This window comes from Microbacterium enclense (assembly GCF_001456955.1).
Lineage (GTDB): Bacteria > Actinomycetota > Actinomycetes > Actinomycetales > Microbacteriaceae > Microbacterium > Microbacterium enclense.
Genome location: NZ_KQ758468.1, coordinates 299,969 through 313,611, shown reverse-complemented (window position 1 = coordinate 313,611; position 13,643 = coordinate 299,969). Strand labels below are relative to the sequence as shown.

Sequence of the window (13,643 nt, the reverse complement as noted above, 5' to 3'; positions counted from 1 at the left end):
AATAGGCTGACGGAGTGACGAGCTTCGACCCGCCTCGACCCTGGACCTCGAGCTACGCCGCGGGGGTCCCCGCCGATCTGGAGCCCCAGAGCGGTTCGCTCATCGACATCGTCGACGCCTCGGTGCGTGACTATCCCGACGCCCCCGCCCTGCAGTTCTTCGGGCGCGAGACATCGTACGCCGAGCTGTCCGATCAGATCGCACGCGCCGCTGGCGCGCTGCAGGCACGCGGCGTGCGGGCCGGGGACCCCGTCGCGATCGTCCTGCCGAACTGTCCACAACACATCGTCGCGTTCTACGCGGTGCTGCGGCTGGGCGCGATCGTCGTCGAGCACAACCCGCTGTACACCCCGCGGGAGCTGCGCAAACAGTTCGAGGACCACGGCGCGAAGCACGCGATCGTCTGGAGCAAGGTCGTCGCGACGGTGCAGGAGTTCCCGGCCGACCTGCGCGTGGACACCCTCGTGTCCGTCGACGTGACGCGCGCGATGCCGTGGACGACGCGCCTCGCGCTGCGTCTGCCCGTGGCGAAGGCGCGGGAGTCGCGTGCCGCCCTGCACGCCAAGACGAAGGGCGCGATCGACTGGAACGACGTCGTCGGCCACGCACCGCTGCCCGCGTCTCATCCGCGACCAGCTGCGGACGACCTCGCGATCATCCAGTACACCAGCGGCACGACCGGCACACCCAAGGGCGCCGTGCTGACGCACGCCAACCTGCTCGCCAACGCGGCGCAGGCGCGGGCGTGGGTTCCGCAGATCGTCCGCGGCGAGGGCTGCGTGGTCTACGCCGTGCTCCCGATGTTCCACGCGTACGGCCTCACACTGTGCCTGACCTTCGCGATGTCGATGGGGGCGCGCCTGGTGCTCTTCCCGAGGTTCGATCCCGACCTCGTGCTGGCCGTGACCAAGAAGCACCCCGCGACCTTCCTCCCGCTCGTGCCGCCGATCGCCGACCGCCTTCTCAAAGCCGCCCAGGAGCGGGGCGTCTCGCTCGCGGGCACCGATATCGCCATCTCCGGCGCGATGGCCCTGCCGCACGACCTCGTCGTACCGTTCGAGGAAGCCACCGGCGGGTACCTCGTCGAGGGCTACGGGCTGAGCGAGTGCTCCCCCGTGCTCATGGCGAATCCCGTCGCCGACAATCGTGTCGCGGGCACGGTGGGTCTCCCCCTCCCCGGCACGGAGTGCCGCGTGGTCGACCCCGACGATCCGCACACCGACGTCGAACGCGGCGAGCTTCTCGTGCGCGGACCGCAGGTGTTCCGGGGCTACTACGGCAAGCCCGAAGAGACGGCGGCCGTGTTCGTCGACGACTGGTTCCGCACGGGTGACATCGTCACGATCGACGAGGCCGGGTTCGTCCGCATCGTCGACCGCATCAAAGAGCTCATCATCACGGGGGGCTTCAATGTCGCCCCGACGGAGGTCGAGAGCGTCCTGCGGCAGCACCCCTCGGTCGCCGACGTCGCCGTGGTCGGCCTGCCCGACGAGCACTCGGGCGAGCAGGTCGTGGCCGCCGTCGTGCCGGTCGACCCGGAGTCGTTCGACGCCGAGGCCGTCCGTGCCTTCGCTCGCGGCATCCTGACGCCGTACAAGGTGCCCAAGCGCCTCGAGGTGGTCGAAGATCTGCCGCGTTCGCTCATCGGCAAGGTGCTTCGCAGGCAGGTGCGCGATCGGCTGCTGTCGTCATGACGCGACGGTCGACCGGGAGACCCTGACGGACTCCCGCCACTCGCTACGGTGGAAGTTCCGGCTCGACCAAGACCTCTGGGGGATCTCTTGACCACTTCTCGTTCGCCGTTCGCGCTCGTCGCCGCTTCTGCCCTGCTGCTGCTCACCGGATGTTCCGGGGGCGCCTCGACCACGACCGACGCGGCACCCGCCGAGTCCGTCGCTCCGACGCCGGTCGCCTCGGCATCGGCCTCGTCGGCGCCCGAGTCCGGCACCGACGCGACGGGACAGTCGAAGGCCGACGCGTGCCAGATCATCATCGCCTCGTTCAACGACGTCGTCTCGACCAGCCAGTCGATGGACTCGTCGGATCCGCAGGGCAACCTCACGCGGTTCCAGGAGCTCAGCGAGAAGGTGCAGGGCGACTTCGCGCAGATCACCAACGCCGATGTCGCCCCGGCAGCGCAGAAGGCGAGCGCGCAACTCGACGAGTATGCGGCCTTCCTCGCCAGCGTCACGGCCGACCCCGGCAAGCTCGGCGAACTCGGCACGCAGGTGACGGCGCTGCAGCAGAGTTTCACCGAGGCCGGCACGGTCTGCCAGGGCTGACGGCAAGAGGGGCGGGGGCTGAGGCCGCTGCCCCTCTTGTCTGTGCGGGTGGCCCGCACCGCGGCGATGTGCGACTCAGTCGGCTTCTTCCGTAGGTGAGACACCGTCGACGCTGTCGGCGTCGTCGACACTCTGCGCATCGCCTGCGTCCTCAGTGTCGAGCGCCGCGGGACCCTGCTCGACGAGGATGCGGAACTGCGCGGCATCCAGAATGCGCAGACCCAGATCTTCGGCCTTCGCGAGCTTGGAGCCGGCGCCCGGCCCCGCCGCGACGAAATCGGTCTTCTTCGACACGCTCGACGCCGCCTTTCCGCCGGCGGCGATGATCGCCTCTTGCGCGCCCTCCCGGGTGTACCCCTCGAGCGAGCCCGTCGCGACCACCGTGAGACCGGCGAGCACGCCGCCGGCCGCGGCCGCAGCCCCCGGCCCGGGGTGGCCCGGGATGGCGAAACGCACGCCCGCAGCCTGCCAGCGCTCGACGATCTCCCGATGCCAATCGACCTCGAACCAGTCGATCACGGCGTCGGCGATGATTCCACCGACGCCCTCGACGGCCGCGAGCTCGTCGCGCGACGCGGCGCGGATGGCATCGAGCGAGCCGAACCACTGCGCGAGCGCCCGGGCGGCGACCGGACCGACGTGACGGATGTTGAGCGAGACGAGCAGGCGCCACAGGTCTTTCGACTTCGCCTTCTCGAGCTCGGCCACGAGCTTCGTCGCCTGTTCCGACGGCCGCACCTCGCGGAAGTCCTTGCGGATGCCACGGCGCCGCCGCTCGGCCGGGTCGAGGTCTTCGGAGCCCGGCGGGTACGACGCGGGACCGAGCTTCTGGAACGGCGCCCGTCGCACGAGCTCCCCCGTGTCGGGATTGACCTTGCGTTCGCCGGTCTCGGAGTCGCGGACGACGACTTCGATCGGCACCAGCTGCTCGATCGTGAGGTCGAACAGGCCGGCCTCGGTGTCGAGCGGCGGGCGCTCGGGCACCTCGGGCTGCGTGAGAGCCGCCGCGGTCACCTCGCCGAGGGCCTCGATGTCGAGCGCCCCCCGGGAGCCGATGTGCTCGACGCGTCCGCGCACCTGCGCCGGGCACGACCTCGCGTTCGGGCACCGCAGGTCGATGTCGCCCTCTTTGGCCGGCCGCAGCGGCGTGCCGCACTCGGGGCAGTCCGCGGGCATGACGAAGGCGCGCTCGCTCCCGTCGCGCAGTTCGACCACGGGCCCGAGGACTTCGGGGATGACGTCGCCCGCCTTGCGCAGCACGACGGTGTCGCCGATCAGGACGCCCTTGACCTTCACGACGTCTTGATTGTGCAGGGTGGCTTGCCGCACGACGCTGCCCGCGACCTTCGCCGGCTCCATCACCGCGAACGGGGTCGCCCGGCCGGTTCGCCCGACCGACACGACGATGTCGAGCAGCTTCGTGTTCACCTGCTCGGGCGGGTACTTGTAGGCGATCGCCCAGCGCGGCGCGCGACTGGTGGTGCCCAGTTCGTCGTGGAGCGCGAGCTCGTCGACCTTGACGACGACGCCGTCGATCTCGTGCTCCACGTCGTGACGGTGTTCCCCGTGGTGCGCGACGAACGACAGCACCCCGTCGATGGTCGATTCGACACGGCTGTAGGGCGAGGTCGGCAGGCCCCACGACGCCAGCAGCTCGTAGACCTCGCTCTGCGCCGCCACCGGCGGGTCGGGCCAGGCGCCGATGCCGTGCACGTAGAGGGCGAGCGAGTCGATGCGGGCGAGTCCGGCCTCGAGCTCGAGGCCGGACTTCTTCTCGATCTGCTGGCGCAGCCCCCCGCTCGCGGCGTTGCGCGGGTTGGCGAACGCCGGAAAGCGTCGCGCGGCGGCGATCTCGGCCTTCTCTTCGTCGAAGGCGCGTCCGCCCCGTCGTCCGGCGGCGCGCTCGCGCGCCTCGGCCACCGCGCGGTCGCGATACTCGCCCTGGAGACGGTTGAGGTTCTCGAACTTCGCGACCGGGATGAAGACCTCTCCCCGCACCTCGACCATCGCCGGGTGCCCCTCCCCCGACAGGTGGCGGGGGACTCCCGCGACGCGGAGGGCGTTGTCGGTGACGATCTCGCCGACCCGACCGTCACCGCGGGTGGCAGCCGACGTCAGTACGCCGTTCTCGTAGCGCAGGCTGATGGCGAGTCCGTCGATCTTGAGCTCGCTGAGCCAGTGCACCTCACGTCCGGCCGCGGCCTCGGTCTTCACGGCCCAGTCGCGCAGCTCGTCGGGCGAGAACACGTTGTCGAGGCTGAGCATGCGCTCGGCGTGCTCGATCGTGGCGAGGTCGGTGGCCTCGGCCGCACCGACCGACAGCGTCGGGCTGTCTTGCCCCTGCAGCTCCGGATACAGCCGCTCGAGGGCTTCGAGACGGTGCATCCACCCGTCGTAGGTCGCGTCGTCGACGAGTTCGGCATCGCGCCCGTAGTACGCCTCGCGGGCATCGACGATGCGCTGCGTGAGCTCGGCCGCTTCGACGCGCGCGTCGTCGAGGGTGAGGTCGGGGAGCTGGTCGGGGGAAGTCACCGTCTCAGCTTAGGGACGGGGTACGACATCGCCCGAGGGCCTTGCGACCGTGTCGGAGGGCGCGGCGAGCGAGCAGGATCCGCCCCACAGGCACGCCCCGGACGCGCAGGGATCAGGCTTCGACCGGCACCGCCGACACCGTGCGGTCGATCGTGAACTGCCCGACTACGCGCGTGCCGTCGTAGAGCACGGCCGTCTGCCCGGGGGCCACGCCGTCGAACGGGGCGTCGGGCCGCACGGTGAGCACGCCGTCGACCAGCGACGCGATCGCCGGCACCGGATCGGCGTGCGCGCGGATCTGCACGTCGCACGCGAACTCTACCGCCGAGGGTGCACGGCCCGCCCAGGTGAAGCGCTCCCCCGCGATCTCGGCGCACGCGAGCGCCTCTTTCGGACCCACCACGACGGTGTTGTTCACCGGCCGTACCTCGAGCACGAAACGCGGCTTGCCGTCGGCAGCGGGGACGCCCAGCTGCAGGCCACGGCGCTGCCCGACCGTGAAGGCGTGCGCACCCTCGTGCGACCCGATGACGGCACCCGTGCGGTCGAGGATGTCACCGCGCTCGGCACCCACCTTGTCGGCGAGCCACCCGCGCGTGTCGCCGTCGGGGATGAAGCAGATGTCGTGGCTGTCGGGCTTCTGCGCCACGGACAGCCCCCGTTGCTCCGCCTCGGCACGCACGAGAGCCTTCGACGGAGTGGAACCGAGAGGGAAGTAGGTGTGCGCGAGCTGCTCCGCCGTCAGCACGCCGAGCACGTACGACTGGTCTTTGGCGTTGTCGGACGCCCGGTGCAGCTCCCGCCCGGCGGGCGTGTCGACCAGCGTGGCGTAGTGGCCGGTGCACACGGCGTCGAAGCCGAGCTCGATCGCGCGCTCCAGAAGAGCGGCGAACTTGATCTTCTCGTTGCAGCGCATGCAGGGGTTCGGGGTGCGACCGGCACGGTACTCGGCGACGAAGTCGTCGATCACGTCGTCGCGGAAACGCTCCGAGAAGTCCCACACGTAGAACGGCATCCCGAGCTTGTCCGCGGCGCGGCGCGCGTCCATCGCGTCTTCGATCGTGCAGCATCCGCGGCTGCCGGCGCGAAGCGTCCCCCCGGCGCGCGAGAGGGCGAGGTGCACGCCGACCACGTCGTGCCCCGCTTCGACCGCGCGGGCCGCCGCCACCGCGGAGTCGACGCCACCGCTCATCGCCGCCAGAACTCGCATGCGTCCAGTCTACGAAGCGCGGCCTGAACGGGCCCCGGATGCCACGGCCCGGGCGTAGGCGTCGGGAAGGCGGGCGAGCACGGCGTCGATGTCGGACGGCGTCGAGGTGTAGCCGAGGGTGAAACGCAGCACGGAGCGCGCTGCGCGGTCGTCGAGGCCGAGCGCGAGGACGACGTGCGAGGGCTCGGCGACGCCGGCCTGGCAGGCCGACCCGGTCGAGACCGCGATCCCCGCCATGTCGAGCAGGAACAGCAGCGTCTCGCCTGCGGCATCCGGGAACAGCACGTGCGCGTTGCCGGGCAGACGCTCCACGGGATCCCCCAGCAGTCGAGCCGCGGGGATGGACGAACGGATGCCGTCGATGAGCCGATCGCGCAGGGCGCTCAGTCGCGCGGTCTCGGCGACACGCTCCGCCTCCGCGGCCCGCGCCGCCGCGGCGAAGGCGGCGGCTCCCGCGACGTCCTGCGTGCCCGCGCGAAGGCTCCGCTGCTGGCCGCCGCCGTGCACGAGCGGCGTCAGACGCGCGTGCCGCGACACGACCGCGGCGCCCACTCCGACCGGGCCGCCCACCTTGTGCGCCGACACCGACATCGCCGCCAGTCCCCCGGGCGCGCTGCCTGCTCCACGCCAGCCGGAGAAGTCGACCGCGACGTGCCCGAGCGCCGAGACGGCGTCGAGATGCAGAGGGACGCCCGCCTCGGATGCCGCCGAGGCCAGGCCCGCGGCATCCTGCAGCGTTCCCACCTCGTTGTTGGCGACGAGGGCCGTGGCGACGGCGGCGCCGGGCAGGGCGGTGGAGAAGGCGTCGGAATCGATGCGGCCCTGCGTGTCGAGCCGCACGGCCCGCACCGCCGCGTGCTCGGCCGCTGCCAGCCACCCCACGACGTCCAGCGTCGCGTGATGCTCGCCGTCGGGGAGCACCACGGCATCCGCGCCCTCGGGACGCGACCACCACAGGCCCTTGAGCGCGAGATTGGCCGCCTCGGTGCCGCCCGAGGTGAAGACGATCTCGATCGGCTGGCACCCGAGCACGAGCGCGAGCTGATCGCGCGCGTCTTCGAGGAGCCGACGCGCCGCTTGGCCCGCGCCATGGATAGATGACGGATTGCCGAGCACCTCGTGCGCGGCGAGCCACGCGTCACGGGCCTCTGCGCGCAACGGCGTCGTCGCTGCGTGATCGAGGTAGACCTGCACCCTACGCCCCCTCTCGCGCCGTCCGCGGCCTTCACTACCCTAAGACGCATGGTCCGACCCGAGCCCGCCCTCGCACCCCGCCCCGCTCTGCTGAGCCCCGCTCTCGACGACCTCGGCGTGCGTCTCGGCCCCGACGGCGGGACGCTGCGCGTCTGGTCCGGGTCTGCCGATGCGATGCAGCTGCTGATCTTCGACGACGTCGATCTCGACTGGGCGACCGAGACGCTGCCGCTCACCCCGGTCGGCGACGGCGTCTTCGAGGCGACCACCCCGTTGCTTCGGCCGGGAGCGCGTTACGCCATCCGAGTGGGCGGACCCCACGGCGCGGGCCACACCTTCAACCCGCAGTCGCTGCTCATCGAGCCCTACTCGCGCGGCCTCGTCTCGGGCAGCTTCGGCGATTGGCGGTCGGTCGTCGTCGAGGGCTCGTTCGACTGGGGCGCCTCCGCCAAGCCGCGGGTGCCGATGGATCGCACCGTGATCTACGAGGGGCACGTGAAGGGCCTCACCAAGCGGCATCCGTTCATCCCGCCGGCCCTGCACGGCACCTACGCGGGCCTGGCGCACCCCGCGATGATCGAGCACCTGCTCACCCTCGGCGTGACCAGCGTCGAGCTGCTCCCGGTGCACGCCTTCGCGACCGAGCCGCGACTGCTCCAGCTCGGACTGACGAACTACTGGGGCTACAACTCGCTCAACTTCTTCACCCCGCACGCGCCCTACGCGACCGCCGCGAACCGCGCCGACGGGCCCGAGGCGGTGCTGCGCGAATTCAAGGGCATGGTCAAGCTCCTGCACGAGGCCGGGCTCGAGGTCATCCTCGACGTCGTGTACAACCACACCGCCGAGGAGGGCATCGGCGGACCCCGCACGAGCCTGCGCGGCATCGACAATCGCGCGTACTACCGGCAGACCGCCGAGGGCGCCTACATCGACGAGACCGGGTGCGGCAACGCGGTGAACACCTCGACGGATGCCGCGTCGCGCCTCGTGCTCGACTCCCTGCGGTACTGGGCCAACGAGGTGCAGATCGACGGTTTCCGCTTCGACCTGGCCGTCACCCTCGGGCGCGACGAGCGGCACTCCTTCACCCCCGATCACCCGTTGCTCACCGCCATTCGTGAGGATGCCGCACTGTCGGGCACGAAGCTCATCGCCGAGCCGTGGGACGTCGGCATGGGCGGCTGGCAGACGGGCAACTTCGGCGACGGGTGGCTGGAGTGGAACGACCGGTACCGCGACCGGGTGCGCAACTTCTGGCTCAGCGACATCGACTACGCGCGCCGCGCCGACACCGCGCCCGTGGGCATCGGCGGCTTCGCCACGCGACTGGCCGGCTCGTCGAACACCTTCAGCGAGGAGCGCGGGCCCCTCGCGAGCGTCAACTTCGTCACCGCCCACGACGGTTTCACCCTGCGCGACCTCGTCTCGTACGACGTCAAGCACAACCTCGGCAACGGCGAGCAGAACCGCGACGGCGCCGACACGAACCGCTCCTTCAACCACGGAGCCGAGGGGCCGACCGACGACGAGCGGGTGCTCGCGACGCGGCGCACGGCGATGCGCAACCTCATGGGAACCCTTTTGCTGTCGGCGGGTGTACCGATGATCACGGCCGGCGACGAGATGGGCCGCACGCAGCGCGGCAACAACAACGCTTACTGCCACGACTCCGCCCTGACCTGGTTGTCATGGGACATGGCGCCCTGGCAGCGCGACCTCTTCGCCCACACCCGGCGTCTGCTGCAGGTGCGGCGCGAGAACCCGGCCCTGCGACCGAAGCGCTTCGCGCGGCTCGGTGAGCGCATCCCCTCGGCGTCGGTCATGGAATGGTTCGACGAGAACGGTCGCACCATGTCGAGCGACCGGTGGAACGACCCCGCGCACCGCACCCTGCAGTACCTCGCCACCTCGACACCCGAGCACGAGGAGCCCAACCGGGTGCTGCTGGTCATCCACGGCACCGAGGCCCCCACCGACATCGTGCTCCCCGACCTCGACGACGCCGTCTTCGTCGACCTCTGGTCGAGCGCCGACGAGACCCCGTCCGACACCCGCGCCACGTTCGCCCCCGGCGACGTCGTCGCCCTCCCGGGGGCGTCGATGCGGCTGTTCCGCGTCGACTGATCGGCGCCCGCTGTCAAGGCCGCACGAAACGATGCGGCAAGGTCGGTGGCCCACGGTAGGTTCGGACCGTGGCCACCACGACGACATTCTCGCCCGAGCTGCCCTGGCGCAGCGCCGCCTCGATTCCCGTGCGTCCGGTCAAACCGACGCCGACGTCGCGACGCGTGGTCACACCGCGCATCCCCATGGCTCTGCCGCATCCCAGCGTGCCCGGCGGGGCGTTCCGTCCGTCGGCCTACGTGGGCGAGGCCGTGCCGTTCACGGTGACGGCCTTCCGCGAGGGGCACGACCGCATCGGCGTCAACGTCCGGCTGTTCTCACCGTCGGGTGACGAGTCGCTGCACCGCTTGAGCCCCCTCAACGACGGCTTCGACCGGTGGTCCACGCTCGTCGCTCCGCTCGAACAGGGTGTCTGGCGGTTCCGCTTCGAGGCGTTCGCCGACGACTTCGCCACGTGGGAGCACGCCGCCGACCTCAAGATCGCGGCCGGCGTCGACACCGCGCTGATGCGCGAGATGGGTGCGCAGCTGTTCGATCGCGCGCGCGGCGAGAAGAAGCGTCCCGGCGCCGACAAAGACGCCCTCTACGCGGCCGCGCGGTCGCTGCGCGACCCCGACGTGCACGACGACGTCGCCCTCTCGATCGTGCGCGACCCCGCGATCGCCGCGATGTTCGCCGACCGCCCCCTGATGGGCCTGGTCTCGGTGGGCCGCGATGCCGAGCTGCTCGTCGAGCGCGAGCGCGCCGGGGTGGGCGCCTGGTACGAGTTCTTCCCGCGGTCCGAGGGCGCCACGCGCGCCGACGACGGTTCGGTCGTCAGCGGCACCTTCCGCACCGCGATCGACCGTCTGCCCGGCGTCGCCGGCATGGGCTTCGACGTGCTCTACCTGCCGCCCATCCACCCGATCGGCGAGACCAACCGCAAGGGGCCGAACAACACCCTCGTCACCCAGCCGGGCGACCCCGGCTCGCCGTGGGCGATCGGCGGCGCGGCGGGCGGCCACGACACCGTGCACCCCGACCTCGGCACGCTCGACGACTTCCGCGCGTTCGTCGCCGCCGCGCGCGAGAACGGCATCGAGGTCGCGCTCGACCTCGCCCTGCAGGCGTCGCCCGACCACCCGTGGGTCGCCGAGCACCCGGAGTGGTTCACGACGCTGCCCGACGGCTCGATCGCGTTCGCCGAGAACCCGCCCAAGAAGTACCAGGACATCTACCCGGTCAACTTCGACAACGACCCCGACGGCATCCGGGCCGAGGTGCTGCGGGTCGTGCGCCACTGGATCGCGCAGGGCGTGACGATCTTCCGCGTCGACAACCCCCACACCAAGCCCCTGCAGTTCTGGGAGTGGCTCATCGCCACCGTCAGCGCCGACGAGCCCGACGCGGTGTTCCTGGCCGAGGCCTTCACGCGGCCTGCTCCCCTTCAGGGCCTGGCCATGGCGGGGTTCCAGCAGAGCTACACCTACTTCACCTGGCGCAACACCAAGGAGGAGCTCGAGGAGTTCCTGGGCGCGCTCGCGCACGAGACCGACGATTTCCTGCGGCCGAACCTCTTCGTCAACACCCCCGACATCCTCACCGAGTATCTGCAGTACGGTGGGCGCCCCGCTTACAAGATCCGCGCCGCCATCGCCGCGACGGCCGCTCCGACCTACGGCGTGTACGCGGGCTACGAACTGATCGAGAACGTCGCGCGTCCGGGCTCCGAAGAGAACATCGACAACGAGAAATACGAGTACAAGTTCCGCGACTGGGCGGGTGCGGAGGCCTCGGGACACTCCCTCGCGCCCTACCTGCGCATGCTGAACGCGGCGCGACGCGAACACCCGGCGCTGCGTCAGCTGCGTAACCTCGACGTGCACTGGAGCGACGACGACGCCATCCTCGTCTACTCCAAGCACCTGTCCGCGGAGCTGTCGCCGACCGGGGCCTCCGACACGATCATCGTCGTGGCCAACGTCGACCCGCACTCCGCCCGCGAGACCACCGTCCACCTCGACACGAGCGTCTTCGGCATCGAGCCCGGCGCGTCGTACGACGTCGAAGACCTCGTGACCGGCCAGGTCTGGACCTGGGCCGACCACAACTTCGTGCGTCTCGACGCCTTCAACGAGCCCGTGCACATCCTCCACGTCAAGGAGAACCGATGACCATGCTTCCCCCCGAGATCCTCGACGCCGTCGCCCACGGCGCGCATCACGACCCCCACAGCGTGCTGGGTGTGCATGAGACCGGCGAGGGCTGGGTGATCCGCTCCCGGCGGCCGCTCGCGCGCGACGTCGTCGCGGAGTTCGCCGACGGCGGCACCGCCACCCTCGAGCACGTCCGCGGCGGCATCTGGGAGGCGCGTGTCGACGCCTATCCCGGCGCGTACACCGTGCGGGCGACCTACGACGGTGCCGAGCACGTGGCCGACGACGGCTACCGTCACGCGCCCTCGATCGGCGAGCTCGACCTCCACCTCGTCTCGGAGGGGCGCCACGAAGAGCTCTGGCGTGTGCTCGGCGCGCACGTGCGCGAACTCGACGGCTCGCGCGGCGTGGCCTTCACGGTGTGGGCCCCCGATGCGCGCGCCCTGCGCGTCATCGGCGACTTCAACGGATGGGACGGCGCCGGCAACGCCATGCGCTCGATGGGCGGCAGTGGTGTGTGGGAGCTCTTCGTTCCCGGCATCGGAGCGGGCACCCGCTACAAGTTCGAGATCCTCACCCGCGGCGGCCAGTGGATCGAGAAGGCCGACCCGATGGCCCGACTCGCCGAGGTTCCGCCGGCGACCGCGTCCGTGGTCACGGAATCCGACTACACCTGGTCCGACGACGCCTGGATCGAGCACCGCTCCTCCACCGCACCGATCGATCGACCCATGTCGATCTACGAACTGCACCTCGGCTCGTGGAAGCAGGGATTGTCGTATCGGGATGCCGCCGACCAGATCATCGACTACGTGGGCGCCCAGGGCTTCACGCACGTCGAGTTCCTCCCGCTCTCCGAGCACCCGTTCGGCGGCTCGTGGGGCTACCAGGTGTCCGGCTACTACGCCCCCACGAGCCGTTTCGGCGACCCCGACGACCTGCGCTACCTGATCGACCGCCTGCACCAGGCGAACATCGGCGTCATCATGGACTGGGTCCCCGGCCACTTCCCCAAAGACGACTTCGCCCTCGCCCGCTTCGACGGCGAGGCGCTGTACGAGCACCCCGACCCGCGTCGCGGCGAGCACAAGGACTGGGGCACGCTCATCTTCGACTACGGCCGCAACGAGGTGCGCAACTTCCTCGTCGCGAACGCGCTGTACTGGTTCGAGGAGTTCCACGTCGACGGACTCCGCGTGGATGCCGTGGCATCCATGCTCTACCTCGACTACTCGCGCAACGACGGCGAGTGGGCGCCCAATCAGTTCGGCGGTCGCGAGAACCTCGAAGCGATCCGCTTCCTGCAGGAGGTCAACGCGACCTCCTACAAGCGCTACCCCGGCATCGCCCTCATCGCCGAGGAGTCCACCAGCTTCCCCGGTGTCACCGCCCCCACCTCCGCCGCGGGCCTGGGCTTCGGGTTCAAGTGGAACATGGGCTGGATGAACGACTCGCTGCAGTACATCGGGCGCGACCCGATGTACCGCTCGCATCACGAGGGCGAACTGTCGTTCTCGTTCGTGTACGCGTTCAGCGAGAACTTCATTCTGCCGATCAGCCACGACGAGGTCGTGCACGGCAAGGGCAGCCTCTTCGGCCGCATGCCCGGCGACCACTGGCAGAAGCTCGCGAACATGCGCGCGTTCCTGGCCTACATGTGGGGCCACCCGGGCAAGCAGCTGCTGTTCATGGGCCAGGAGTTCGGGCAGATGTCGGAATGGTCCGAGTCGCGCAGCCTCGACTGGTGGATGCTGGACCAGCCGGCGCACCGGCAGCTTCACGACTTCGTCGCCGAGCTCAACCGCGTCTACAAAGATCAGGCCGCGCTGTGGTCGCGCGACCACGATGGGGCGGCCTTCTCTCGGCTGGGCGCACCGGCGTGGAACCCGAACGTGCTCGCCTTCGCCCGCCGCGATCACCACGGCAACACCGTCGCGGTCGTCTGCAACTTCTCCGGCGTGCCGCTCGGCGACTTCCCGCTCGACCTGCCCGAAGCGGGCACGTGGACCGAGGTGCTCAACAGCGACGCCGAGGTGTTCGGCGGCTCCGGACACGGCAACCTCGGCGCCGTCACCACCGACGGCCGCGGCAGCGCCACGCTGACCCTTCCGCCCCTTGGCGTGCTCTGGCTCCACCACCGCGCCGGCGCCTGACGGCCCACCA

8 protein-coding genes are annotated in these 13,643 nt (G+C 70.6%); 5 read left to right on the top strand and 3 right to left on the bottom strand.

The annotated features are described in order from the left end of the window. The first annotated feature begins 14 nt into the window (after window positions 1-14). Complete coding sequence (locus tag AS029_RS04860) at window positions 15-1,694, top strand: long-chain-fatty-acid--CoA ligase (protein WP_058231459.1); 1,680 nt, start codon at window positions 15-17, stop codon at window positions 1,692-1,694. Window positions 1,695-1,781: 87 nt separating this feature from the next. Further along, entirely contained in the window at window positions 1,782-2,282 is a 501-nt protein-coding gene (locus AS029_RS04855; RefSeq protein WP_058231458.1) for a hypothetical protein, read from the top strand. Window positions 2,283-2,357: 75 nt separating this feature from the next. On the opposite strand, the gene ligA is transcribed toward AS029_RS04855, so the two are convergent. The 3 genes from ligA to AS029_RS04840 all read right to left on the bottom strand — a co-directional run bounded on the left by ligA (window position 2,358) and on the right by AS029_RS04840 (window position 7,218). Continuing rightward, window positions 2,358-4,814 (bottom strand): NAD-dependent DNA ligase LigA, encoded by a 2,457-nt coding sequence (gene ligA, locus AS029_RS04850; RefSeq protein WP_058231457.1) that lies wholly within the window; start codon window positions 4,812-4,814, stop codon window positions 2,358-2,360. A 112-nt stretch (window positions 4,815-4,926) separates the two neighbouring features. Next, on the bottom strand, window positions 4,927-6,024 hold the full coding sequence (gene mnmA / locus AS029_RS04845) for a tRNA 2-thiouridine(34) synthase MnmA (protein ID WP_074615849.1): 1,098 nt from the start codon (window positions 6,022-6,024) through the stop codon (window positions 4,927-4,929). A gap of 9 nt (window positions 6,025-6,033) precedes the next feature. Then, window positions 6,034-7,218: a cysteine desulfurase family protein gene (locus tag AS029_RS04840; RefSeq protein WP_058231456.1), complete on the bottom strand. Its 1,185-nt coding sequence runs from the start codon at window positions 7,216-7,218 to the stop codon at window positions 6,034-6,036. Window positions 7,219-7,266: 48 nt separating this feature from the next. Between AS029_RS04840 and glgX the strand changes: the two genes are divergently transcribed. The 3 genes from glgX (at window position 7,267) to glgB (ending at window position 13,633) form a co-directional block, all read left to right on the top strand. Next, entirely contained in the window at window positions 7,267-9,345 is a 2,079-nt protein-coding gene (gene glgX, locus AS029_RS04835) for a glycogen debranching protein GlgX (RefSeq protein WP_058231455.1), read from the top strand. Between the two features lie 185 nt (window positions 9,346-9,530). Next, window positions 9,531-11,498, top strand: coding sequence for an alpha-1,4-glucan--maltose-1-phosphate maltosyltransferase (locus tag AS029_RS04830; RefSeq protein WP_058231657.1), 1,968 nt, complete (start codon window positions 9,531-9,533; stop codon window positions 11,496-11,498). Further along, a complete protein-coding gene (gene glgB, locus AS029_RS04825) occupies window positions 11,495-13,633 on the top strand; it encodes a 1,4-alpha-glucan branching protein GlgB (RefSeq protein ID WP_058231454.1) in 2,139 nt (712 codons plus the stop codon). Before AS029_RS04830 ends, glgB begins: the two co-directional genes overlap by 4 nt. Window positions 13,634-13,643 lie beyond the last annotated feature (10 nt).